This is a genomic window from Luteimicrobium subarcticum (assembly GCF_002798015.1).
GTDB classification, from domain to species: Bacteria; Actinomycetota; Actinomycetes; order Actinomycetales; family Cellulomonadaceae; genus Luteimicrobium; species Luteimicrobium subarcticum.
On record NZ_PGTZ01000007.1, the window covers coordinates 128,714 to 153,368 of the forward strand.

The following is a 24,655-nucleotide window of genomic DNA, read 5'->3' on the forward strand; positions in this document are numbered from 1 at the left end:
CGTCGTCCGCGTCAGAGCGAGTGGACGAGCTCGACGACGCGCGTGAGCACCGTGGGGTCGGTCGTGGGCGGTACGCCGTGGCCGAGGTTGACGACGTGCCCGGGCGCGTACCGGCCGCGCTCGACGACGTCGCGGACGTGCGCCTCGAGCACGGGCCAGGGCGCGAACAGGAGCGCGGGGTCGATGTTGCCCTGGAGCGGCGTGGTGCCGCCGAGGAGCTTTGCGGCCTCGTCGAGCGGCGTGCGGTAGTCGACGCCGAGCGCGCCCGCGCCGGCGTGGCGCATCGCCTCGAGGAGGTGCCCGGTGCCGGTGCCGAAGTGCACGAGCGGGATGCCTCGCGGCGCGCCGCCGGCCTGCGCGCCGGCGTCCCGGGCGGCATCGGGCGCGGGCGGGGTGACGAGGTCGGTGACGTGCGTCAGCGCGCGGGACGACGCGGGCAGGGCGTAGCGCGAGTAGTCGTCGAGCGACAGCGACCCGGCCCACGAGTCGAAGAGCTGCCCGGCACTCGCCCCGGCGAGCACCTGGGCGCGCAGGAACGTGCCGGTGACGTCGGCCGCCCACTCGACGAGCCGGAACCACGTGTCGGGGTCGGCGTGCATGAGGGTGCGTGCGGCGAGGTGGTCGCGCGACGGGCGACCCTCGACGAGGTAGGCGGCGAGCGTGAACGGCGCGCCGGCGAAGCCCATGAGGGGCGTCGAGCCGAGCGCGGCGACGGTCCGGGCGACGCCCTCGCTCACGGGTGCGAGCGCGTCGAGCGTCAGCTCGTGCTCGACGAGGCGTGCCACGTCGTCCGCGGTCGCGTACGCCTGACCCATGACGGGTCCGACGCCGGGCTGGATCTCGACGTCGACGCCGGCCAGCAGGAGCGGCACGACGATGTCGGAGTAGAAGACGGCCGCGTCGACGCCGTGGCGGCGCACGGGCTGCAGCGTGATCTCGGACGCGAGCGCCGGGTCGAGGCACGAGCCGAGCATGGTGGTGCCCTCGCGCGCGGCGCGGTACTCGGGCAGCGACCGGCCGGCCTGTCGCATGAACCACACGGGCAGGGTCGCGGGGCGGTCGCCCCGCAGCGCGCGCACCAGCGGCGCGTCCGTGGTCCTGCCGTCGACGAGCGGGTGGTCGGCAGGCAGGTGCTTGGTGGGGTTCACCGTGGGGGTCACCCCCCGATTCTGCCCTCCGGGGGTCGTGGTGCTTAAATCGATGGCACTGTGGCTGTGCTCTCCTTGACTGCGAGCCACCACGACCTCGACCTCCCCACGCTGGAGCGCCTCTCGTCAGGCACGCACCGCGTGGTCGAGGCGGATCTGGTGGCCTGTGACGCGATCAGCGGTGCCGTCGTCCTCGCGACGTGCAACCGCTTCGAGGTGTACGTCGACGTCTCCCGCCCTGGCGGGACGACCGACGGCACCCCTTCTGCCGACCCCGTGGACGACCTCTCCGGCGACGGCTCCGCCCTGGCGCGCGAGCACGCGTCCGCCGAGGTCGCACGGGTCGTGGCGGCCTCGACGGGCATCGATCCGGACGTGGCGCGCGCCGCCCTGACCGTGCGCACGGGGGACGCCGTGCCGCACCACCTGTTCTCCGTCGCGGCGGGCCTGGACTCGATGGTCGTGGGGGAGCGTGAGATCGCCGGCCAGGTGAAGCGCGCGCTCGAGGCGTCGCGTTCCGGCGGCACCACCACGTCGGCGCTCGAGCGCCTCTTCCAGGCGGCGTCGCGCACCTCGAAGCGTGTGACGAACGAGACAGCGCTCGGTGCGGCCGGACGCTCGCTCGTGGCCCTCGGCCTGGACCTCGCGTCCGACGACCTGCCGCCGTGGCGCCAGGTGCGCACCGTGCTCATCGGGACGGGCTCGTACGCGGGCGCGTCGTTCGCGGCGCTGCACCAGCGGGGCGCGGAGGACGTGCGCGTCTTCTCCCGCTCGGGCCGGGCGGCGGCGTTCGCCGAGCAGCGGGGCGCGGTCGCCGTGGACGACCTCCTGGCCGCGCTCGAGGACGCCGACCTGGTCGTCGCGTGCAGCGGCGGCGGACGTCAGGGCGAGGGCGGCGGGCGGACGGGCGGCGTCGCGGTGCAGCCGGCGCTCGACGCGGCGGCGGTCCTCGCGGCGCGTGCGCAGGCGGCCCGCGCGGTCGGGGACGACGCCCCCACGCGTCCCCTGGTGGTGCTCGACCTGGCGCTCACGCGGGACGTCGCACCCCAGGTGGGGGCGGTCGACGGGGTGCTCCTGTACGACCTGGCGTTCCTCCAGGCGCACTCGCCGCAGCTCGGCTCGGCGGTGGTCGCCGAGGCGTCCCGGATCGTCGAGCACGCGACCCGGCACTACGTCGACGGCGAGGGGTTCCGCACGGCCGACGAGGTCGTCGTCGCCCTGGTCGACGCCGCCGACCGGGAGATCGCGGCGCTCGTCGAGCAGCGCGTCGCGACGGCCCGTGCGGCGGGCGTCGAGGTCGACGTCGAGGAGGTCGAGCTGCAGGCACGCCGCCAGGTGCGGGCGCGGCTCCACCGGGACATCCTCGCGGTGCGCTCGGAGGCCGCGGCCCGCTGAGGCGGTGCCGTCCCACCCGTCTCCGGGGACCCGCCCTGCGGGGGGCTGGTGGCCGCGGTCCGACGCGGGCTAGTGTGACCGGCAGCCGGGCGACGACGCCCGGGCGCGGGGGCGCTGGACCACGTTGTGGAGGACCGATGAGCACGCCCGACCGCGTCCGGGGCACCGTGCCCTTCGGGGCCGTCCCCCTGGCACTCCCGTCGACCGCGCACCAGCTGGCGGCGCGCCGGGCCATCGACCCGCTGGACGCCCCCCCACCTGCGGCGACGCTGTCCGTCGGTCGCCTGCTGGGTCGGCTCGCGGCCCGTGCCTGCTACGCGGCGTCCGACACGGTGACGGATGCCGTGCGCCAGGGCGACTGTCGCTGAGGGCTTCCTCCCGATGGCGGTCCTCGGACCGCCGTCCTACCGTGAACGGGCCCGTGCTCCCCCGTTCTCACGGAAGGACGTCGTCATGGACCCCTCGACGACGGCAGGACCCGGACACGCGACGACGTCCGGACAGGCCACGACGGCCCGCGCCGCGCGCGGAGGCCGTCGGGTGCGGCGCGGACGCCGGGAGAGCGTCCGCGGCGGGCTCCTGGGAGGCCTGGCGGTGAGCGCCCTGGTCGCGTCGGGCACCCTGCCCGCGGCCGCGCAGGACGCACCCGTCACCCCGCCGGCCGACGAGCGCGCCCCGGCGGTCGTGGCCGACGAGCCGGCGGCGTCGGTCCGGGCGGCCACGGCGGCGGCGTCGGTCGCGGTCCCGGTCGAGACGAAGAAGGTCGTGGCCCCGCTCGCGTCGGGGGCGTACCGGCTGTCGTCCTACTACGGGCCGCGCTGCATCCCGGTGACCGGCGCCTCGGCGTGGCACCTCGGGCAGGACCTCGCGGCGGCCGACGGGACGCCGATCCGTTCCGTCACGGACGGGGTGGTGCGGGCCGCCGGGGCGGTCTCCGGCTTCGGGCAGTGGGTCGTGGTCGACTCCGTCGTGGACGGCAGACGCGTCTCGTTCGTCTACGGGCACATGTGGAACGGCACGAAGTACGTCAAGGCGGGGCAGCGCGTGACCGCGGGCCAGCACATCGCGGACGTCGGCGCGAACGGCTTCGCGACGGGCCCGCACCTGCACCTGGAGGTCTGGGTCTACGGGTACGGCGGCACCCACGTCGACCCCCTCGTGTGGCTTCGCAACCGGTCGGTGAGCCTGTCCGCGGGCGCGACGGCGCACCTCGCGCGGATCGTGCCGACTGGCTGCACCTACCGTGCGACCACGCGCGTGAACCTGCGGACCTGGACCAGCACGGCGAGCAGGGTGATCCGCGTCGTGCCGACGAACGGCACGCTGCGGTCCCAGCCGGGTGCCAAGTCGGGGCGCTGGGTGCACGTGACGTACGGGAGCACGACGGGATGGGTCTACGACTCGTACGTCTCGCCGTCGGCCGTCAAGGTCAGCACCCCTGCCACGATCCGCTACGTCGCGGTGGCGTCGCTCGTCCTGCGGGCGTCGGCCTCGACGTCGTCGACGGCGCTGACGTCGCTCTCGCGCGGTACGGCGGTGACGTACGTCGGGTCGGTGTCGTCGTCCGGCTGGGTCAAGGTGACGACAGAGGGCCGGACGGGGTACGTCGCCGCGTCCTACCTCGCGACGACGCGCGAGAAGGCGCTCTACCGGGTCCAGTATGTGGACGTCTCGGCGCTGAACCTGAGGGCGACGCCGTCGACGTCCGCGGAGGTCGTCGTGCGGCTCGTCGAGGGGACGGCGGTGCAGCCTCTCGGGCTCGTCTCCGCCAACGGTTGGCGCAAGGTGAGCGTGTCGGGGCACACCGGATACGTCGCCGCGAAGTACCTGCGATCGACCCCCTGACGGCCGGTCACGGAGAACTTTTCACCCGCTCGGGGTGACGAACCGGGTGGCGACGGGATAGGTTCGGGGGACGGGTCAAGAAGCGGCCACCTCTCGTCTGTCGAGGAGTCCTGCCGTGACCGTTTCCTCCCTTCCGCGCGCCCGCCGCACCGACATCACGTCGGTCATCGACGCCCTCGGCGTCGGCTCCCCGCTGCTGACGGGTTCCTTCCGCTTCGACCTCGTGACCGGCGAGTGGTGGTGCTCCGACGAGGTCTTCCTCATGCACGGGGTCGAGCCGGGCGCCACGGAGCTCGGGCTCGACGAGCTCCGCTCCCGCAAGCACCCCGACGACCGCGGCCGCGTCCTGCGCGAGGCGACCGCCGCGCTCCGTGCCGGCCGCAGCTTCGCGTGCGCGCACCGGATCGTCGACGCCAAGGGCCGCGTCCGCACCCTCGCCGTCACCGGTGAGCCCGAGCGCGACCGTCGTGGCCGCGTCCTCGCCCTCAACGGCACCGTGACCGACCTGACCCACCTGCGCCGCGAGATCGTCGACCGCGAGGCCACCCGGGTGCTCACCGCGGCCCGAGCGTCCGTCGGCGCGACCGAGCGCGCGAAGGGCGCCCTCATGGCGCTCGAGGGCATCGACGACCGCCAGGCGTCCGCGCGCCTCGCCGACTACGCGTCCCGGTCGGGCGTCGAGGTCCGGGACGTGGCCAACACCCTGCTCGAGCTCGTCCGCCGGAACCCCGAGGGGGCGAAGGACGCCACGTTCCTCGACAAGAAGCTCTCGCACATCGTCGGTGCCGCGGCGAACCGCCAGCGCAGCGCCCAGCTGGCGCGCCGCCGCCGCAGCACCAGCGCGGCTGCCTGAGCGGCACCGCACCCCGAACCCGCCGAGGGGCGGGCGGCATCCTCCGGGGAGGTGCCGCCCGCCCCTCGGCGTCTGTGCGACGTCAGGCGAGGTAGTCGTCCACGAGCTGCTCGGCCAGTCCGGTGTACGTCGCGGGGGTGAGGTTCGCGAGGCGCTCGGCGTCCGCGTCGGGCAGCCCGAGGCCGGCGACGAACTCCCGCAGGCCCTCGGCGTCGACGCGGCGACCGCGGGTGAGCTCCTTGAGGCGCTCGTACGGGTTGTCCATGCCGGGGACGCCCGCGACGGCCGCGGCGCGCATCACCGACTGGATGGGCTCGCCGAGGACCTCCCAGTTGTGGTCGAGGTCGTCGGCCAGCAGGTCCGCGTCGACCGCGAGCATGCCGAGCCCGCGGCGCACGTTGTCGATCGCGAGCAGCGAGTGCCCGAACGCGGGGCCGATGTTGCGCTGCGTCGTCGAGTCGGTGAGGTCGCGCTGCATGCGCGAGGTGACGAGCGTCGACGCGAGCGTGTCGAGCAGCGCGGACGAGATCTCGAGGTTCGCCTCCGCGTTCTCGAAGCGGATCGGGTTGACCTTGTGCGGCATGGTCGACGAGCCCGTCGCGCCGGGCACCGGGATCTGCCGGAAGAAGCCGAGCGAGATGTACGTCCACGCGTCGGTCGCGAGGTTGTGCAGGATGCGGTTGAAGCGGGCCATGTCGGCGTACAGCTCGGCCTGCCAGTCGTGCGACTCGATCTGCGTGGTCAGCGGGTTCCAGGTGAGGCCGAGGCCCTCGACGAACCGTCGCGACACCGCGGGCCAGTCCGCACCGGGGACGGCGACGGTGTGGGCGCCGTACGTGCCCGTCGCGCCGTTGAGCTTGCCGAGGAACTCCGCGCGGTCGACGCGCACGAGCTGGCGGCGCAGCCGGTGCGCGAGGACGGCGAGCTCCTTGCCGACGGTCGTCGGCGTCGCGGGCTGGCCGTGCGTGCGGCTCAGCATCGGGACGGACGCGTGCTCGCGCGCCATCTCCGCGACCTGGTCGACGAGAGCCGTCGCGGCCGGCAGCCACACGTCGCGGACCGCGCCCTGGACCATGAGCGCGTACGACAGGTTGTTGACGTCCTCGCTGGTGCACGCGAAGTGCACGAGCTCGCCCACGGTCGGCAGGACGGTGTCGGCGCCGGGTCCGCCGTCCGCGACGGGCACGTCGGGGGCCGCGGCGAGGCGGCGCTTCACGAAGTACTCGACCGCCTTCACGTCGTGCACCGTCTCGCGCTCGATCGCGGCGAGCTCGGCGATCTCGTCGGCGCCGAAGCTCCCCGGGATCGCCCGCAGGTACGCGGTGTCGGCGTCGGTGAGGCGCGGGGCGCCCGGGACGACCGTGCCGTCGGTGAGCGCGATCAGCCACTCCACCTCGACGTGGATGCGCGCGCGGTTCAGCGCCGCTTCCGAGAGGTGGTCGACGAGCGGGGCGACCGCGGGGCGGTAGCGACCGTCGAGCGGACCGAGGGCGATGGGGGGCGTGACGTCGGCGAGGTTCACGCGGCCGATTCTCCCACGGGGGCGGTCCGCGGCCCGTCCACCGTCCGGACGCCGAGAGCGATCCCCACAGGTGCCCGCCGCGCGGGCGCCGTGCGCCCCGCGCGGCGAGCACCCCGGCCTAGCGTGCCGCCCATGACGCCACCGACAGGGTTCGACCGCGACCTGCACCTTCCCTCGCCGGGCGCTGTCGTCGGCGCGGTCGTCGGCGCGACGCCCGGTGCGCTGCTCGTCCGGGGCGTCGCGGAACCGGTCACCGCCGAGCTCGCCGCCCACCTCCTGCGGTCCGCACGCGAGCACCTGGCCGCGGCCGTCGCGCACGCGCACCGGGCGCTCGACGTCGAGTGGGTGTCCCGGGCGGCCACGGCGTACGGGGTCGACGTCGCCGCGACGGTCACGGCCGCCGCCGTCGTCGACGGCACCCTCGCGGGAGCCCTGGCGTGCGCGGACGGAGGGGCGTCGTGACCGAGGTCGTCGTCACGGGCGGGTACACCCAGGCGGAGACCGACTCGTTCCGCGCCGCGGCCGAGCACCTGCGCCAGGCGCAGCTCGCCGCCGAGGCCGCCCGGTCGCGGGCGGTGAGCGCGGTCGACCTCCTGCACGGGGTCCCGAGCGTCGTGAGCGGGGTGCTGCCCGACCCCGGCGGCGCCTCCCGTGCCCGGGCCCGCGCCGCCGCAGACGCCGCGGTGGCCGGCCTGGGCGACCTCGCCGAACGCTGGGCCGGGCTGCGCACCGCGCTCCTGCGCGCGGGCCACCTCTACGAGGAGGGCGAGGACCTCGTCGGGGCCACCCTGCGCTACGTGCCCTGGCTCGGCATCCAGCTCGGGGCGGGGCAGGCGCTCGGCGGCGTGCTCGGCACCGTCGCCGCCGGGGAGCGCCCCGACCTCATGACGGTGTTCCGCACGTGGGGCGACCACACCGAGGACCTCACCGCAGGGCTCGGGCTGCTGCTGACGTCTCCGGTCCTGCTGCCGTGGGCGTCGCGTGTCCCCGCGGGTGCCGCGACGGTCGGCGGGCTCGACACGATGGCGGCGGGGGCCGAGGGCCTGCTCGGGCACGGCCCCGGCGCGCGGTACGAGCTCCACGTCGAGGAGCGGTCCACGACCCCGGACGGCGCGCCGCTCGGTGCCCTGCCCGTCCCGACGTCCGTCGAGCAGGCGCTGCGCCAGGTGCACGACGTGTCCGGCGCAGCGGGCCCGGGGACGGTGGCCGTCCAGCGCGTCGGCGAGGGACCGGACGCGCGCTGGGTCGTCGTCGTGCCCGGCACCCAGACGTACGACCCCGGGACGACGAACCCCCTCGACGGCCGCACCGACGTCGCGCTCGTCGCCGGGCGCCCCAACGACGCGGAGCACGAGGTCCTGGAGGCCATGCGGGGCGCGGGCGTGCCCGCCGGGGCGAGCGTCGTGATCGTCGGGCACTCGCTGGGCGGCATCGCCGCCGCCCGCCTCGCCGCGAACCCCCGGTTCCGGGAGCGCTACGACGTGCGGGGCGTGGTGACCGCCGGCTCACCCGTCGGGGGGATCCACATCCCGTCGTCGACGACCGTCCTGTCCGTCGAGAACACCTCGGAGGGCGTGTCGGGGCTTGAGGGGGCGCCAAACCCCGCGTCGCCCGACCGCGTCACCGTCCAGGCACGGCTGGACGCGCGCGAGCTCGCGGACGCCGAGGCCAGCGGCCAGAACGCCCACGACGTGCGCCTGCACGCCGACGTCCTCGACCGGGTCCGGCGCACGGGCGACCCGGCGCTCGACCGGACCCTCGCCCGCCTCGACGCGCTGCTCGGCGCCGACGACCCGTCCGCCCCGACCCGCACCTGGTACTTCACGGGGGAGCGGCGGTGACTCAGGTGCTCTGGTTGCCCGGGATCACGGCGTTGACCAGCACCTGCAGGATCGCGATGACCAGCGCCGCGAGCACCGCCCAGCCGAAGTTCTCGACCCGGATGCCCCAGTCCGTCTGCTCCGTGATCCACGCGGTGAGCATGAGCAGCCCCGCGTTGACCACCAGGGAGAACAGGCCGAGCGTCAGCAGGTACAGCGGGAACGCGAGCACGTGCAGGACCGGCTTGAGGATCATGTTCACCAGCGTGAACACGAGCCCGACGCCCGCGAGGATCCCGACGGTCTGCCAGCCGCTCGCGTCCGGCGGCTCGATCCGCAGGTGCGGGTCCATGAACAGGGTGGTGAGCCAGATCGCGAATCCCGCGACGGCGACACGAAGGATGAACCACATGCGCGTGATCCTGCCACCCCCGTCCCCTCGACGCGCGTGACGACGCGCCCCCGGTCGGTGGCATCCTGGGCCCGTGACCACGAGCGAACCCCGAGACACCGCACCGTCGGCCCCCGAGCTCCCGTCGTCGGGGGTGCGCCTGCGGGACGCCGTCACGACCCTGCCGGCCTACGTGCCGGGGGCGCGCCTGCCCGCGGGGCTCCCCGCGGTCAAGCTGTCGTCCAACGAGAACCCCTACCCGCCGCTGCCGTCGGTCGTCGACGCGATCGTCGCGGGCGTGGGCGCGACGAACCGCTACCCCGACCTCGCGGCCGTCCAGCTCGTGGAGGCGCTCGCGGAGCGGCTCACCGCGAAGGCGCCCCGCGCCGTCACGCCCGCCGAGATCGTCGTCGGCACGGGCTCGGTCGGCGTCCTCGAGCACCTGCTCGACGCGGTGTGCGACCCGGGTGACGAGGTGCTCGTGCCGTGGCGGTCGTTCGAGGCGTATCCCATCGCGGTGGCCGTCGCCGGGGCGCGGTTCGTGCCCGTCCCGCTCCAGGAGGGGCACGACGCCGACGGCCGCTCGCTCGCCGGCCGGCTCGACCTCGCCGCGCTCGCCGCCGCGATCGGCGAGCGGACCCGGGTCGTCGTCGTCTGCACGCCCAACAACCCGACGGGACCGGCGGTGCACGCCGACGAGCTCGAGTCCTTCCTCGCCGCCGTGCCCCCGCACGTCATGGTGATCCTCGACGAGGCGTACGTGGAGTTCGTCCGCGACCCCGACGCGCCGGACGGTCTCGCCGTCTACGCCGCGCACCCCAACGTGGTCCTGCTGCGCACGTTCTCCAAGGCGTACGGGCTCGCGGCGCTCCGCGTCGGCTACGCGGTCGCGCGCCCCGACCTGGCGGCGGGCGTCCGAGCCGTCGCCACGCCCTTCGGCGTGGGCGACCTGGCGCAGCGGGCGGCGCTCGCGAGCCTCGCCGCCGAGGACGAGCTGCTCGAGCGCGTCGAGACGCTCGTCGCGGAGCGCACGCGCGTGACCGACGCCCTGCGCGAGCAGGGCTGGGACCTCCCCGACGCGCAGGGCAACTTCGTGTGGTTCCCGCTCGGCGCCCGGACCGCGGAGCTCGGCGCCCGCGCGCGCGACGAGGGCGTCCTCGTGCGTCCCTTCGCGGGCGAGGGGGTGCGCGTGTCGATCGGGTCGGTCGCCGAGGACGACGCGTTCCTGCGGGTGGCGGCCGGCTGGCGCTGACCGGGGCAGCTCGGCACCGGCATCTCTTGCGGTGCGGCGCCTTGCCGCGCAGAGTGGTGCCGTCGACCAGGAGGTAGGTGCGTGCGAGCAGGTCGCGGGCTGTCGGGGGCTTCCTTCATCGCGGCTGCAGCGCTCGCCCTCGGGGTGCTCGTGGCGGTCCCGGGTGCCGGCCCGGCAGCGGCCGACCCGCCGACCGGCGGCACGACCATCGTCGACGAGACGTTCGAGAACGCGACCGTCCCCGACTCGGCGTGGCAGCCGCTCGGTGATGCCTGCCTCACCGGCATGGAGGCCGACGCGCCGACGCCGACCGTCGGGTCGCCGCTGCCGAGCTGCAGCGCGCACCGGACGGGCGGGTCCGACTACTGGGGGACCGGGGACCAGCAGCCGCCCGACATGGGGGCCGCGGCGGGCCCGGGCTACCTCCAGCTCACGGACAGCGCCGGCTTCGTGACCGGAGGCATCCTGTACAACCGGCCGGTGCCGGCAGCCCAGGGCATCTCCGTGACGTTCCAGCAGTCGCAGTACGCGCGCTCGGGCCCGGAGGGCGGCGACGGCATCGGGTTCTTCCTCGTCGACGGGTCGACCGACCTCACGGACACCGGCGCCGACGGTGGGAGCATGGGGTACGCGCAGCGCAACCTCGACCCGGGGATCGTCGGTGGCTACGTGGGCGTCGGGATGGACGTCTACGGCAACTACTTCAACGACAGCGAGCAGCGTGGCCTCGGCTGCCCCGCGGGCAAGCAGTCCCCGGCCGGCACGTCGTCGACCCGGGGTGTGGACACCATCACGGTGCGCGGCCCCGGATCGGGCATCACGGGGTACTGCTACCAGGGGTCGACCGCCGCCGCCGACGGCACCTCGACGCTCGCGGGGTCGCTCGAGGGCGACGCCCAGACCGACTACCGGACGGTGAACGTCCAGGTCACCCCCTCGACGTCACCGGGTGGCCCCCGCGTGATCGTCCAGGTGCAGTACACGCCCGCCGGCCCGTGGGTCGAGGAGCTGAACGTCCCCGCGCCGGCAGGGACCCCGGGCACCTACAAGTTCGGCTTCTCCGCCTCCACGGGCGGGTCGACGAACGTCCACCTGATCCGGAACGTCGTGGTCACGAGCATCGACCCGCTCGACAGCCTCCAGCTCGCGAAGCAGGTCGACCGCACCCACGGCAACCTGCCGGCGGACATCACGGCCGGCACCCAGATCCCGTACCAGTACACGGTGACGAACACGGGGGAGGAGCCGGTCTCGGGACTGACGATCGCGGACAGCAACATCGCGTCGGACGACATCACGTGCCCGGCGGGCGAGATCCCGCCCGCTCCGGACCCGCGGGCCACCGTGGTCTGCACGGGAGTGCACACCGTGACGGCCGCCGACGTGGCGGCGGGCGAGGTCGTGAACACCGCGACGGCTTCGGCGGTCCCCGACAGCGGCGGGACGGTCGACTCGAACGAGGACAGCGTGACGGTGCCGCTGCACTCGGCGATCTCCGTCGAGAAGTCGGTCACGACCGACCCTCCGTACGCCGTCGGACAGTCGGTGCAGTACTCCTACGTCGTGACGAACACGGGTGGCTCCGCGCTCGGCAACGTCACGCTCGCGGACGACCGCATCACCGACCAGGCTGATGTCTCGTGCCCGCAGAACGTGCTGCAGCCGGGCGCCAGCATGACCTGCACGGGCACCTACGTCGTGCAGGCCGCCGACGTGGCACCGTCTGGCTCGGTCACCAACACGGCGACCGTCCGCGGCGTGACGAAGATCGGGCAGGACGTCACCGACTCGGACTCCGCGTCCATCGGGGTCAACACCGACGTGGGTGTCACGAAGACCGTCTCGGACACGACCCCTGATGTCGGGTCGAACGTCACGTTCACCGTGCGGGCCACCAACCACGGGCCGGGCGTCGCCACGGGCGTGGTGGTCACCGACCAGCTGCCGAACCCCTTGGTCCCCGTGAGCTCGACCGCGTCTCAGGGCACGTACGACCCGGTGACCGGCGCATGGACGGTCGGGACGCTCGGGACGTCGGCGAGCACGCGGACCGCGACGCTGCGGATCACGGCGACGGTCACGAGCAACGGCCCTGTGACCAACACGGCCACCCGCACCGCCATGGACCAGGCGGACACCGACACGACGAACGACAGCGCCTCCGTGACGATCACGCCGACTGCGGTCGCCGACATCGGGGTGACGAAAAGGGTCGTGGGCGCGACGACGATCCCCCGCGGCACCGAGGGGACCTTCGCCGTCACGGCCACGAACCACGGGCCGAGCGACGCCTCGGGCGTGGTCGTGCGCGACGCGCTGCCGGCGGGCCTCACGTTCGTCTCCGCGTCAGGTGACGGCACGTACGACGCGAGCACCGGGACCTGGATGGTCGGCGCGCTGGCGAACGGCGCCTCGAAGACCCTCACGCTCACCGTGCGGGGCGGGACGAACGGGACGTTCACGAACGTCGCGGCACTGTCCGCGTCTACCCCGGACGACACGAACTCGGCGAACGACACGGGCACCGCCACCCTGCGCGTCGTCGACCCGACGGCCGACCTGTCCGTCACCAAGCGGGTCGACCCGGCCGCGGCCCAGGTCGGCGACACCGTCACGTACACCGTGACCGTCCACAACGCGGGCCCCGACCCCGCGGACGGCGTGATCGTCACGGACGACCCGCCCACGGGCATGTCGGTCGTCACGATCGGGACGCCGTCGCAGGGCACGATCGACCCGGACACCCTGACGTGGACCGTGGGGCACCTCGACGTGGGGGCGAGCGCGACGGCCACCGTCACGGCGCGCGTGGACACGGCCGGCACCAAGACCAACACCGTCACCGTGAGCGCGCCCGCGACGAACGACCCGGACCCGGACGACAACTCCGACTCCGCGACGCTCGTCTCGAGCGAGCCGCCGCTCGACATCGTGGTCGGCAAGTCGGCGACGCTGCCCGACGGCGTGTCGCCGGGGACCGTGCCGCTCGGCACCCAGGTCGAGTACACGCTGAGCGCGCGGAACGATCCGGCCGACGACGGCACGACGACCGACGCGACCGGACTCGTCCTGCGCGACCGCCTCCCGGCAGGGGTCACCTACGTGTCGAGCGACGACTGCGACGGCAGCTACGACCCGTCGACCGGCCTGTGGACCGTCGGGGACCTGGCGTCCGGGGAGACCGCCACCTGCACGATCGTCGTGACGACCAGCTCGACCGGCCTCCAGGTCAACGTCGCAGCGCTCGACTCGGTGGACCAGCGGGACACCAACCCGGCCAACAACCGGGACGCCGCGGGGATCTTCGTGATCCGTGAGGCCGACCTGGGCATCGCCAAGGCGGTGGACCCGTCGACCGCGCAGCCCGGTGACTCGGTCCGGTACACGATCACCGTCACGAATCACGGCCCGAACACGGCGCACGACGTCACGGCAGTCGACCCGATGCCCATCGCCGCGGACATCACCGGCTCGACCGCCTCGCAAGGCACCTTCGACGAGTCCACCCGCGTGTGGAGCATCGGCACCCTGGCGAGCGGCGACTCGGTGACGCTCACCGTCGACATCCTGCTCGACCAGCGCACGGGGACGTTCGTCAACACCGTCGCGATCGGCCAGAGCGACGCGCTCGACCCGGAGCCCGACAACGACCGGGCGTCCGCGCGGCTCTTCGTGCCGTCCGCGGACGTCCAGGTGGCGAAGACCGTGGACGACCCGACGCCCGTCGTGGGCGACGTGGTCACGTTCACGGTCGGGGTGACGAACTGGGGCCCGGACCCCGCGGAGGACGTCACGGTCGACGACGTCCTGCCGGCCGGGCTCGAGTACGTGTCGTCGGCGGCGAGCGTCGGTGCGTACGACCCGACCACCGGGGTGTGGGACGTGGGCACGATGGCGCCCGTCACGCTGCCCCGCAGCCCGGGGGCGGCCCCGGTCGAGCAGCTGACCATCACGGCGCGGGTCACCCAGGCCGGGACGATCACGAACACGGCGACCTCCGACCGCTCCGGGGCCTACCCGTACGACCCGGTCCCCGACAACAACTCCGGCTCCGCGACCGTGACCGCCACGCTCCCGCCGGCGAACGTCGCGATCGACAAGAGCGTGCGCCCGGGGTCGGTCCAGGTCGGCGGGTCGGTGACGTACACGCTCGTCGTTCGCCAGGAGGGCCCCGGTGACGCCGCCGACGTGGTCGTGGCCGACACGTTCCCCGCCGGTGTGACCCCGCGCAGCGTCTCGGGCTCGGACGGGTGCACGGTGTCCGGGCAGGACGTGCGCTGCGCCCTGGGCACGATGGCGGCGGGAGACTCCGTCACCCTCACGGTGGTCGCCGACGCGAACGCCGTGGGCGAGCACGTGAACACCGCGACGGTGTCGACGTCGTCGGAGCAGACGTCGACCGACGACGACTCCGCGTCCGCGACGCTCCTCGTCGATCCGCGGCCGACCCCGACACCCACCCCGACACCCACGCCGACTCCGACGGCGTCGACCGTGTCGCCGTCGCCCGCGCCGACCGGCTCGGCGTCTTCGGTCACGCCACCCCCGGCGGGCCCCGGGCTCGCCACGACCGGCGCCGAGGTGGCGGGCGTCGTGGTCGCGGTGATCGTCCTCGTGGGTCTCGGGACGCTGTTCGTGGTGCTCGCGCGCCGCCGCGGCCGCCAGGACTGAGCGGCGGAAGGCTTGTCGACATCCGACAAGTGACGAGGGGAAGAACGCGCCGGGCGCGGACTTCCGTCGGTGCGACGTCGTACCTTACGGTGGCGTAGGCTACGGAACCGTAGGTTACGGAGGAGGAACTGTGTCAGCATCCCTCACGGGCGAGGAGACCCTCGTCCAGCTCGTCGCACCGGACGGCGCCGACGCGACGTCCTCGCCGTCGAGCGACCCCTACCGCGAGCGCGCCGCGCACATCGTCGGCCCCGACGCCGACCCCGAGATCCTGCGCGGCATGTACCGCGACATGGTGCTCGTGCGCCGGTTCGACCAGGAGGGCACGAGCCTCCAGCGCCAGGGCGAGCTCGGGCTGTTCCCGCAGCTGCTCGGCCAGGAGGCCGCACAGATCGGCTCCGGTCGCGCGCTGCGCCCCGCGGACTTCGTCTTCCCGTCCTACCGCGAGCACGGCGTCGCCTGGACGCGCGGCATGGACCTCACCGATCTCCTCAAGATCTTCCGTGGGATCGACCACGGCGGCTGGGACCCGGCCGAGCACAACTTCCACGTCTACACGCTCGTCATCGGCTCGCACACCCTGCACGCGACCGGGTACGCGATGGGCGTCCAGCGTGACGGGCTCGTCGGCACGGGCGACCCCGACAAGGACATGGCCGTCGTCGCGTACTTCGGCGACGGCGCCACCTCGCAGGGCGACGTCAGCGAGGCCCTCGGCTTCGCGGCCGTGAACAACGCGCCCCTCGTGCTCTTCTGCCAGAACAACCAGTGGGCCATCTCGCTGCCCGTCGAGAAGCAGTCCCGTGCACCGCTGTACCAGCGCGGCTGGGGCTTCGGCGTCCCGAGCGTCCAGGTCGACGGCAACGACGTCGTCGCCTGCTGGGCCGTCATGGACGAGGCGCTCGAGCGGGCGCGCTCCGGCGGCGGGCCGACGTTCGTCGAGGCCGTCACGTACCGCATGGGCGCGCACACCACGTCCGACGACCCCACCCGCTACCGCACCTCCGCGGAGGAGGCGTCCTGGGCCGAGCGCGACCCGATCGCCCGCGTCCACGCGCGGCTCGTCGCCGCCGGCTGGTGGACCGACGAGGACGACGCCGCGCTCGACGCCGAGGCCGACGCGCTCGGCGTGCACGTCCGCGAGGTCACCCGGGCGTTCGCCGCCCCCGCCCCCGAGTCGATGTTCGACGAGGTGTACGGCAGCCCGAACGGCCAGGTCGAGGCGGAGCGCACCTGGTTCGCACAGTACGAGGCGGCCCTCGCGGCCGGGGAGGGCGAGGCGTGATGGCCACGACGACGATGCCGATGGCGAAGGCCATCAACGCCGGCCTGCGCCGCGCGCTCGAGCACGACCCCAAGACGCTCCTCATGGGTGAGGACATCGGCGCGCTCGGCGGCGTGTTCCGTGTCACCGAGGGCCTGCAGAAGGACTTCGGCGAGGACCGCGTCGTCGACACCCCGCTCGCCGAGTCCGGGATCCTCGGCACCGCGATCGGCCTCGCCATGCGCGGCTACCGCCCCGTCTGCGAGATCCAGTTCGACGCGTTCGTGTTCCCCGCGTACGACCAGATCACGACCCAGCTCGCCAAGATGCGTTACCGCACCCGCGGTCGGGTCCCGATGCCCGTCGTCATCCGCATCCCGTTCGGCGGGGGCATCGGCGCGATCGAGCACCACAGCGAGAGCCCCGAGGTGCTGTTCGCGCACACGCCCGGCCTGCGCGTCGTGGCGCCGTCCACCGCCCAGGACGCGTACACGATGATCCAGGAGGCCGTCGCCAGCCCCGACCCCGTGCTGTTCTTCGAGCCCAAGGGCCGGTACTGGGAGAAGGGCGAGGTCGACCTCGACGCGCCCGTCCGCGGCGGCGCCGGGCTCGAGGGCGCGCGCGTCGTGCGGCCCGGGACCGACGTGACCGTCGTCGCCTACGGGCCCACCGTGCACACCGCCCTCAAGGCCGCCGAGGTCGCCGCGTCCGAGGGCACGAGCCTCGAGGTCGTCGACCTGCGGTCCGTGTCGCCCATCGACGTCCCCACCGTCGTCGCGTCGGTGCGCCGCACCGGCCGCTGCGTCGTCGTCCACGAGGCGCCCACGTTCCTCGGCGCCGGAGCCGAGGTCGCGGCCCGCGTCACCGAGGAGTGCTTCTACGAGCTCGAGGCGCCCGTGCTGCGCGTCGGCGGGTTCCACACGCCGTACCCGGTCTCCAAGATCGAGCACGACTACCTGCCGAACGTCGACCGCGTCCTCGACGCCGTCGACCGCACCCTGACGTTCTGACCGACCCCGCCCACCGAGGACGACGCATGCCCACCTTCCAGGACTTCCGCCTCCCCGACGCCGGGGAAGGTCTCACCGAGGCCGAGATCGTCGAGTGGCGCGTCGCCGTCGGCGACACCGTCACCGTCAACCAGACGATCGTCGAGATCGAGACCGCGAAGTCGCTCGTCGAGCTGCCGTCGCCGTGGGACGGCGTGGTGAGCGCGATCCTCGTGGAGGTCGGCACGACCGTCGAGGTCGGCGTGCCGATCATCCGTGTGGACGTCGACCCGACCGGGGTCGCGACGCCCGCGGGCGCAGGGCCGGACGCCGGGTCGGATGCCGCTGGGGGTCCTGACGGCGACGCGCCGGCCGCCGAGGTCGGGCACGCGCTCGCCGTCGAGGCGGGGACCGGCTCCGGTGCGGACGCCGCGGGCAGCGGGTCCGTGCTCGTCGGGTACGGGACCGGGAACGCCGGGGCGAGCCGTCGTCGGCGGCGGGCCGCTGCGCCTGCTGCCGCCGCTGCGCCTGCCGCGCCTGCTGTGCCCGCCGCGCCCGTGGTGCCGGCGCGCGTGCAGACGGTCGCGCTGCCCGCCCCGCCCGTCGCGGTCGACGACCCCGCCGTGCGCGCCAAGCCGCCCGTCCGCAAGCTCGCCAAGGACCTCGGCGTCGACCTCGCGTCCGTCGTCCCGACCGGCCCCGGCGGCATCGTCACCCGCGAGGACGTCCAGGCGTTCGCCGCCGAGGCAGCCCGCCCCGAGACGCTCGCCGGCTACCCGTCCGACGAGCCGTGGCTCGCCGCCGGGACCGTCACGCCCGACGCCCGCCAGACGCGCGTCCCCGTGAAGTCCGTCCGCAAGCGCACCGCGGAGGCGATGGTCGCGTCCGCGTTCACGGCGCCCCACGTCACCGAGTTCCACACCGTCGACGTCACCAAGACGATGCGCCTCGTGCAGCGGCTCCGCGAGGACCGAGAGTTCGCCGACGTCCGCGTCACCCCGCTGCTCATCGCCGCGAAGGCCCTCCTGCTGGCCGTGCGCCGCCGCCCCGAGATCAACGCGAGCTGGGACGACGAGACGCAGGAGATCGTCTACAAGCACTACGTGAACCTCGGCATCGCGGCCGCGACTCCGCGCGGGCTCGTCGTCCCGAACATCAAGGACGCGCACCGCATGGACCTCAAGGCGCTCGCCCAGGGCCTCGCGGACCTCACCGCCACCGCACGCGCCGGGCGCACCTCCCCGAAGGACATGTCGGACGGCACCATCACCATCACCAACGTCGGTGTGTTCGGCATCGACACCGGCACGCCGATCCTCAACCCCGGCGAGGCCGCGATCCTCGCCTTCGGCGCGATCCGTGAACAGCCCTGGGTCCACAAGGGCAAGATCAAGAAGCGCTGGGTCACCCAGCTCGCCCTGTCGTTCGACCACCGGCTCGTCGACGGGGAGCTCGGCGCGCGCGTGCTCGCGGACGTCGCGAAGGTGCTCGAGGAGCCCGGCCAGGGTCTCGTCTGGGGTTGATGTCGGGGTCTTCGGCTGGGGCTGGGGTCGGGGTCGGCCGGGTCGGGGTCGGCCGGGTCGGGCGGGCGGAGGGTGTGCGCTGCGCCGCCTACCATCCGGCCGCTCGTTCCTCGCGGCCTCCCGCCAGGCCCGCCACGGCGGCGCAGCGCACACCCTCCGCCCGCCCGCGTGTCAGCCACGACCGTCCGCGTGTCAGCCACGACCGCCCGCCGGTTAGCCACGACCGTCCGCCGGTCAGCCACGACCGTCCGCGTGTCAGCCGTGACCGTTTCCGGCGGCGGAACCGGGTGGAGCCAGTGGTGTCGGTGCCTTGTCCGCGTTCACGGACGTCGGGACGGTCGTGGTTGACACGCGGGCGGTCGTGGTTGACACGCGGGTGGTCGTGGTTGACCGAGCGAGGCGGGGCTACCGCGCGGCGCGGCGGTCGAGGGCCTTGAGCAGCTCGACGACGAGGAACACCGCGACCGCGAGCAGCAGCGGCACCCACCAGCCGCGCCACCCGACGGACGCGGACCCGAAGAGGGTGTGCATGAACGGCACGTACACGAACAGCACCTGCAGCACCACGAGCGACCCTGCGGACACCCACAGGACGCGGTTGCCGCGCAGCACGTCCCACGTGAGGCTCGACCGGTCGAGGAACCGGCACGAGAACAGGTAGGCGAGCTGGCCGAGCGCGAGCGTCGTGACGGCGGTCGTCTGGGCCTGGTCGACCGTCATGTGCCCTTCGCGCTCCACGTAGAACACGAGGAGCGCCGCACCGCCGATCAGCGCGGACACCAGCAGGACGCGACGCAGGGACGCGCGGTCGACGAGGGTGGCGCGCGGGTCGCGCGGCGGGCGCCGCATGATGCCGGCCTCGGGCCCCTCGTAGGCGAGCGCGAGGGACAGGGTGACCGCCGTGACCATGTTGATCCACAGCACCTGGACCGGTTCGAGGGGGAGCGTCCAGCCGAACAGCACGGCGACGAAGATCACGAGGGCCTGGGCACCGTTGGTCGGCAGCAGGAACAGGACGGACTTGCGGACGTTGTCGTAGATCCGTCGCCCCTCCTCGACGGCCCGCTCGATGGTCGCGAAGTTGTCGTCGGCGAGGACGACCTCCGCCGCCTCCTTGGTGGCCTCCGTGCCCTTGATGCCCATCGCCTCCTTGGTGGCCTCCGTGCCCTTGATGCCCATCGCGACACCCACGTCGGCCTGGGTGAGCGCGGGCGCGTCGTTGACGCCGTCGCCGGTCATGGCGACGACCTGGCCGTGCGCCTGGAGGGCCGACACGATGCGGATCTTGTGCTCCGGGCTCGTCCGCGCGTACACGTCGACGTCACGGACCACCGCCTTGAGCTGTTCGGTCGACATCGACTCGAGCTCCGGCCCGGTCAGGACCCCGGGGGCGTCCGGGTCGCCGGTGCCGCCCGGTCCCGCCGGCCGGCCTTCCGCGTCGAGGATGCCGAGCTCCTTGCCGATCGCGGCGGCGGTCCCCGCGTGGTCGCCGGTGATCATCTTCACGCCGATCCCGGCGGCGTGGCAGTCCGCGATCGCTGCCACGGCCTCCGGACGCGGCGGGTCGACGATCCCGACGACCCCGACCAGCACGAGGTCCACCAGATCGTCGTCGGTCACCGTGTCCATCGGGTCGGTCGTGCCGGCGGCGCGACGGGAACGCTCCGACGACGCGTCCCGCCGCGCCGCGGCCAGCACCCGCAGCCCCTGCGCGCCGAGGGCGTCGACCTGCGCCTCCCAGAAGGCGACGTCGAGCGGCTCGGGACGTCCGTCCTCCCCGAGCTGGGCGGTGCAGCGCCCGAGCACGCGGTCGGGCGCGCCCTTGACGTGCAGCACCGCGCCGACGCCGCCACGGACGTCCAGCGTCGCCATGTACTTGACCGCCGAGTCGAACGGGACGACGGCCCGCCGCACCCACCCGGCCGTCGTCACGCCGGCCTTGAGCCCGAGCGTCCGCAGGGCGCCCTCGGTCGGTTCGCCGACGAGCACCCAGCCGAGGGTCTCGTCGGGCACGACCCGTGCGTCGTTGCACAGCGCCATCGTCTCCACCAGCGCCGCCAGGGCGGGGTGTGCGTCCAGGGACGCGGCGGTGCCGTCGTCCACGGCACTCACCACGCCGTCGGGCGCGTACCCGACGCCCGACACCGCGTACGTGCGCGCCGCCGTGCGGACGGTCCGCGCCGTCATCTCGTTCTGCGTCAGCGTGCCCGTCTTGTCGGAGCAGACCGTGCTCACCGAGCCCAGGGTCTCGACGGCGGGCAGCTTGCGCGTGATCGCGCGTCGGCGTGCCATCTGCTGCACGCCGAGAGCCAGCGTGATCGTCACGAGCGCGGGCAGCCCCTCGGGGACCGCGGCGACCGCGAACCCGATCGACGCGGAGATGAGGTCCGCCGGCTCCCAGCGGTGCACGACGTGCCCGACGACCGCCATGACGAGCCCCAGGACCAGGATCAGCAGCGCGATCTGGGCGCCGAACCGGGCGAGCTGGCGCGTGAGGGGCGTGTCGAGCGCCTCCGCGCTCTCGACGAGGCTCTGGATCCGGCCGATCTCGGTCGCGGCGCCCGTGCGCACCACCACGCCCGACCCGGCGCCCGCCGCGACGATCGTGCCCGAGAACAGCATCGTCGAACGGTCGCCCACGCCGGCCTCGGCGTCCACCTCCGCGTCCGCGTCCTTCGACGCGGGGACCGACTCGCCCGTCAGCGCGGACTCCTCGACGCGCAGGTTCGTCGCGTCGAGCAGACGCAGGTCGGCGGGCACCCGGTCGCCCGCCCGGACCCGCACCACGTCACCCGGGACCAGCTCGGCGGCGTCCACCCTCGCCCACGCCCCGTCCCGGCGGACCTCCGCGGACGTCGACAGCATCTGCCGGATCGAGTCGAGCGCACTCTCCGCCCGCCCCTCCTGGATGAAGCCGATCGCCGCGTTGACCACCGCGACCAGCAGGATCACGAAGAAGTCGACCCACCCGCCGAGCATCGCCTCGAGCGCCGCCGCGACGAGCAGCACGTAGATCAGGACGTCCTGGAAGTGCGACAGGATGCGCCGCCACAGCGGCGGGCGCTCCGGGGGCGGGAGCTCGTTGCGTCCCGTCTCGCCCAACCGGCGGGACGCCTCCGCGCCGGTGAGGCCGTCAGGGGACGAGCCGACCGCGGCCAGCGCGTCGGCCGGTGCCGACGCCCACGGTGCGTCCGGAGCGGGTGTGTCGGACGCCGGAGCGGACCGCGCGGGCGTCGGCGTCATGTCCCCGTCCATCCCCCCATTCAAGGGGCGCGGGCGACGTCCGGCGCGGGGAGCGCTGTCAGGGAGCGGCGTGTCAGGGAGCGTCGATCGAGCACAGGTGCTCGTACAGGGACCACCGGACGGGGCGGCAGCCCGGGTCGAACCACTCGGCGCCGCGCTCCACCCAGGTGCGGCGGTACGCGCGCGTGGCCTCGACGCTGGTGTCGTCGACACCGGCCTCGGCGCCGCAGCAGTCGCAGATCGCGTGCGTCGGACGGTCTCCCAGCCACCCCGGCCCGTCGAGAGCCCACCCGCAGGCGCGGCACGCGCATGCTTCCTGGAGCGCTGCTCGGGACATCATTCCTCCGGTGACGGGACCTCGCCGCGGGGCCGGCACGTGCGGCCGCCACGCGTCGCAGCCGACGTGGCTGCTGGGTGGGACGCCGTGCCCGCGACGCCGTCCGACATGGTAAGCACGCCAGCGTAGGGACGATCAAGACTCTCCGGGCGACTGGGGACAAGAACACCGCTCCGGAGGCCGATTCACCCGTCGTCCACCGGTTGTCCGACCGTCGTACCGGGCCCGTGACGTGGCGCTCTACCCTGGTCGGGTGAGCACCTCCGTCGCGCAGCGCACCGCGCCTGCGCGGTCCCAGCCCGGACGACGCCCCTGGTGGGTCGTCGCCGCCGCACCGATCGCGATCGTCGTGGCGCTCGCCGCCGTCCTGCTCGCCGGGGCCTTCACCCGTGCGTTCGCCACGGCGGACGGTGCGGTGCTCGACGCGGGACCCTGGGTCCGCTACTCCCTGCCCGTCGTGACGACGCTCGTCGAGCTGTCCCTCGCCGTGACGCTCGGGGCGTTCGTCCTCGCGCTGTTCGTCCTGCCGTCGAAGGAACCGTCCGACGGCGCCGGGTTCCGGCGGGCGGTCGTCGTCGCCGGCGCCGGTGCGGGGGCGTGGGCCGTCCTCGTGCTCGCCCAGCTCGTCCTCGAGTACGCGAACATCGCCGGCGTCTCGCTGTCCGACCCGTCGTTCGGCAACCAGCTCGGCGTCTTCGTGACGAAGGTCGAGTACGGGCGCACCCTGCTGGAGATCGCCGTCCTCGCGGCGCTGTGCTCGACCGTCGCGCTCGCCGTCCGGACGCCCACGGGCGTCGCGTGGACGTCCCTGCTCGCCGTCGCGGCCGTCGCCCTCCAGGCGAGCACCGGGCACGCCGCCGGGTCGAACAGCCACGAGCTCGCCATCTCGTCCCTGTTCCTGCACCTGGCGGGCGCCGCCGTGTGGATCGGCGGTCTCGCGACCCTCGGCGCCGTGTTCTGGGGGCCGCGCCGGTCGGGCGGACGCGGCGCGCGACCGGACCTGGCGTCCGTGGTCGCGCGCTACTCCGCCATCGCGCTGTGGTGCTTCGTGCTCGTCGGGGTGTCGGGCGTCGTCAACGGCATGATCCGGCTCGGCAGCCTCTCCGCCGTCGAGACCCGGTACGGCGTGCTGCTGCTCGTCAAGCTCGCTCTCCTCGCCGTGCTCGGTGTCGTCGGGTACGCCCACCGTGCGTTCGTCGTCGGACGGCTCGAACGGGCCGACGCCCGCCCGGTCCGGCTGTTCTGGCGGCTCGCCGCGTTCGAGCTCGTCGTCATGGGCGCCGTCAGCGGCGTCGCGGTGGCGCTCGCGTCGTCCGCACCACCCGTCGACGACTCCGGGACCGGTACCGTCACCCCCGCCGAGCGCGTCACCGGGCACCCCCTGCCGCCCGAGCTCACCGGTGGCCGCTGGGTCACCGAGTGGGGCTGGGACCTCATCATGGCGACGCTGTGCGTCGCCGGGCTCGTCGTCTACCTCGGGTGGGTGCGGCGGCTCGCGCGGCGCGGCGACCGGTGGTCCGCGGGGCGCACGGTGTCGTGGTGCGTCGGCATCCTCATCCTGTTCTGGACGACGTCCGGGTCGCCCAGCGTGTACGGGCACGTGCTGTTCTCGGCCCACATGATCCAGCACATGGTGCTCGCGATGATCGTGCCGATCTTCCTCGTGCTCGGCGCGCCCGTGACGCTCGCGCTGCGCGGCCTGACCGGGCGCAAGGACGGCTCCCGCGGGCCCCGCGAGTGGATCCTCATCCTCGTGCACTCCCGCTGGGGGCGGTTCGTCGCGAACCCGATCGTCGCCGCCGTGCTGTTCGCCGGCTCGCTCATCGTCTTCTACTACACGCCCCTGTTCTCGTGGTCGCTCCACTCGTACGTGGGGCACCTGTGGATGGTCGTCCACTTCACCGGTGCCGGGTACCTGTTCGCGAACGCGCTCATCGGCATCGACCCCGGGGCGTCGCGCCCCAGCTACCCCATGCGACTCGGCCTGCTGTTCGCGACCATGGCGTTCCACGCGTTCTTCGGCGTCGCGCTCATCAGCAGCGAGACCTTGCTCGTGCCCGAGTGGTTCGGTCTGCTCGGACGTCCGTGGGGTCCGTCGGCGATCGTCGACCAGCAGAACGGGGGAGGGATCGCGTGGGGGATCGGCGAGCTGCCGACGCTCGTCCTCGCGATCGTCGTCGCCGTGCAGTGGTCGCGGTCCGACGAGCGCGAGGCGCGCCGCAAGGACCGGCAGGCCGACCGCGACGGCGACGCCGAGCTGACGGCGTACAACGACATGCTCCAGAAGATGTCGGAGCGCGACACCACCCCCTGACCCTCCTGTCCCGCGTCGTGCGCCCGCCCGGCCGCAGCGTTGCTCCTGTTCGGGGCCGCCGACGGGGTCCACAGTCCGGCGGGTAGCA

Annotated in this window: 17 protein-coding genes; 12 read left to right on the plus strand and 5 right to left on the minus strand. The window is 74.0% G+C overall.

The window, feature by feature from the left end; all coding sequences use genetic code 11:
- Positions 1–11 precede the first annotated feature (11 nt).
- A complete protein-coding gene (hemE, locus tag CLV34_RS05735) occupies positions 12–1,160 on the minus strand; it encodes a uroporphyrinogen decarboxylase (protein WP_211289365.1) in 1,149 nt (382 codons plus the stop codon).
- 54 nt (positions 1,161–1,214) lie between these two features.
- On the opposite strand from hemE, the gene CLV34_RS05740 reads away from it, so the two are divergent.
- From CLV34_RS05740 to CLV34_RS05755, 4 genes are all read left to right on the plus strand, one after another.
- Positions 1,215–2,543 (plus strand): glutamyl-tRNA reductase, encoded by a 1,329-nt coding sequence (locus CLV34_RS05740; RefSeq protein WP_157803724.1) that lies wholly within the window; start codon positions 1,215–1,217, stop codon positions 2,541–2,543.
- A gap of 137 nt (positions 2,544–2,680) precedes the next feature.
- Positions 2,681–2,911, plus strand: a complete 231-nt coding sequence (locus CLV34_RS05745) for a hypothetical protein (RefSeq protein WP_100349340.1) — start codon at positions 2,681–2,683, stop codon at positions 2,909–2,911.
- A gap of 226 nt (positions 2,912–3,137) precedes the next feature.
- A complete protein-coding gene (locus CLV34_RS05750) occupies positions 3,138–4,388 on the plus strand; it encodes an SH3 domain-containing protein (protein WP_170044605.1) in 1,251 nt (416 codons plus the stop codon).
- 115 nt (positions 4,389–4,503) lie between these two features.
- Positions 4,504–5,241 carry a PAS and ANTAR domain-containing protein gene (locus tag CLV34_RS05755; RefSeq protein WP_100349342.1) on the plus strand — a complete coding sequence of 246 codons (738 nt, stop codon included), beginning with the start codon at positions 4,504–4,506 and terminating at the stop codon, positions 5,239–5,241.
- Between the two features lie 82 nt (positions 5,242–5,323).
- On the opposite strand, the gene purB is transcribed toward CLV34_RS05755, so the two are convergent.
- The gene (gene purB / locus CLV34_RS05760) at positions 5,324–6,772 is read right to left on the minus strand and encodes an adenylosuccinate lyase (protein ID WP_100349853.1); all 1,449 of its coding nucleotides are present in this window, start codon (positions 6,770–6,772) and stop codon (positions 5,324–5,326) included.
- 123 nt (positions 6,773–6,895) lie between these two features.
- Between purB and CLV34_RS05765 the strand changes: the two genes are divergently transcribed.
- Both CLV34_RS05765 and CLV34_RS05770 read left to right on the plus strand, forming a co-directional pair.
- Positions 6,896–7,225, plus strand: coding sequence for a hypothetical protein (locus CLV34_RS05765; protein WP_100349343.1), 330 nt, complete (start codon positions 6,896–6,898; stop codon positions 7,223–7,225).
- Positions 7,222–8,604: a PGAP1-like alpha/beta domain-containing protein gene (locus CLV34_RS05770; protein ID WP_157803725.1), complete on the plus strand. Its 1,383-nt coding sequence runs from the start codon at positions 7,222–7,224 to the stop codon at positions 8,602–8,604. Before CLV34_RS05765 ends, CLV34_RS05770 begins: the two co-directional genes overlap by 4 nt.
- A 1-nt stretch (position 8,605) precedes the next feature.
- On the opposite strand, the gene CLV34_RS05775 is transcribed toward CLV34_RS05770, so the two are convergent.
- Positions 8,606–8,995 (minus strand): phage holin family protein, encoded by a 390-nt coding sequence (locus tag CLV34_RS05775; RefSeq protein ID WP_100349345.1) that lies wholly within the window; start codon positions 8,993–8,995, stop codon positions 8,606–8,608.
- Positions 8,996–9,068: 73 nt separating this feature from the next.
- Here CLV34_RS05775 and CLV34_RS05780 point away from each other — a divergent pair, with 73 nt between their 5' ends.
- The 5 genes from CLV34_RS05780 to CLV34_RS05800 all read left to right on the plus strand — a co-directional run bounded on the left by CLV34_RS05780 (position 9,069) and on the right by CLV34_RS05800 (position 18,673).
- Positions 9,069–10,226, plus strand: coding sequence for a histidinol-phosphate transaminase (locus CLV34_RS05780; protein WP_100349346.1), 1,158 nt, complete (start codon positions 9,069–9,071; stop codon positions 10,224–10,226).
- An 81-nt stretch (positions 10,227–10,307) separates the two neighbouring features.
- Positions 10,308–14,897, plus strand: a complete 4,590-nt coding sequence (locus CLV34_RS05785; protein WP_100349347.1) for a DUF7507 domain-containing protein — start codon at positions 10,308–10,310, stop codon at positions 14,895–14,897.
- 130 nt (positions 14,898–15,027) lie between these two features.
- On the plus strand, positions 15,028–16,182 hold the full coding sequence (pdhA, locus tag CLV34_RS05790) for a pyruvate dehydrogenase (acetyl-transferring) E1 component subunit alpha (protein ID WP_100349348.1): 1,155 nt from the start codon (positions 15,028–15,030) through the stop codon (positions 16,180–16,182).
- On the plus strand, positions 16,182–17,171 hold the full coding sequence (locus tag CLV34_RS05795; RefSeq protein ID WP_100349349.1) for an alpha-ketoacid dehydrogenase subunit beta: 990 nt from the start codon (positions 16,182–16,184) through the stop codon (positions 17,169–17,171). Before pdhA ends, CLV34_RS05795 begins: the two co-directional genes overlap by 1 nt.
- Positions 17,172–17,197: 26 nt before the next feature.
- Positions 17,198–18,673, plus strand: coding sequence for a dihydrolipoamide acetyltransferase family protein (locus CLV34_RS05800; protein ID WP_100349350.1), 1,476 nt, complete (start codon positions 17,198–17,200; stop codon positions 18,671–18,673).
- Positions 18,674–19,078: 405 nt separating this feature from the next.
- Here CLV34_RS05800 and CLV34_RS05805 read toward each other — a convergent pair whose 3' ends face one another.
- Positions 19,079–21,916 carry a cation-translocating P-type ATPase gene (locus tag CLV34_RS05805; RefSeq protein WP_100349854.1) on the minus strand — a complete coding sequence of 946 codons (2,838 nt, stop codon included), beginning with the start codon at positions 21,914–21,916 and terminating at the stop codon, positions 19,079–19,081.
- A gap of 73 nt (positions 21,917–21,989) precedes the next feature.
- A complete protein-coding gene (locus CLV34_RS05810; protein ID WP_157803726.1) occupies positions 21,990–22,253 on the minus strand; it encodes a hypothetical protein in 264 nt (87 codons plus the stop codon).
- A gap of 253 nt (positions 22,254–22,506) precedes the next feature.
- Between CLV34_RS05810 and CLV34_RS05815 the strand changes: the two genes are divergently transcribed.
- Positions 22,507–24,567: a bifunctional copper resistance protein CopD/cytochrome c oxidase assembly protein gene (locus tag CLV34_RS05815; protein WP_100349352.1), complete on the plus strand. Its 2,061-nt coding sequence runs from the start codon at positions 22,507–22,509 to the stop codon at positions 24,565–24,567.
- Positions 24,568–24,655: the final 88 nt, after the last annotated feature.

Coding starts and splice junctions, on each gene's coding strand:
- CLV34_RS05795 (WP_100349349.1), top strand. CDS start 16,182: ATGGCCACGACGACGATGCCGATGGCGAAGGCCATCAACGCCGGCCTG.
- CLV34_RS05805 (WP_100349854.1), bottom strand. CDS start 21,916: ATGACGCCGACGCCCGCGCGGTCCGCTCCGGCGTCCGACACACCCGCT.
- CLV34_RS05810 (WP_157803726.1), bottom strand. CDS start 22,253: ATGTCCCGAGCAGCGCTCCAGGAAGCATGCGCGTGCCGCGCCTGCGGG.
- CLV34_RS05800 (WP_100349350.1), top strand. CDS start 17,198: ATGCCCACCTTCCAGGACTTCCGCCTCCCCGACGCCGGGGAAGGTCTC.
- CLV34_RS05775 (WP_100349345.1), bottom strand. CDS start 8,995: ATGTGGTTCATCCTTCGTGTCGCCGTCGCGGGATTCGCGATCTGGCTC.
- CLV34_RS05745 (WP_100349340.1), top strand. CDS start 2,681: ATGAGCACGCCCGACCGCGTCCGGGGCACCGTGCCCTTCGGGGCCGTC.
- CLV34_RS05765 (WP_100349343.1), top strand. CDS start 6,896: ATGACGCCACCGACAGGGTTCGACCGCGACCTGCACCTTCCCTCGCCG.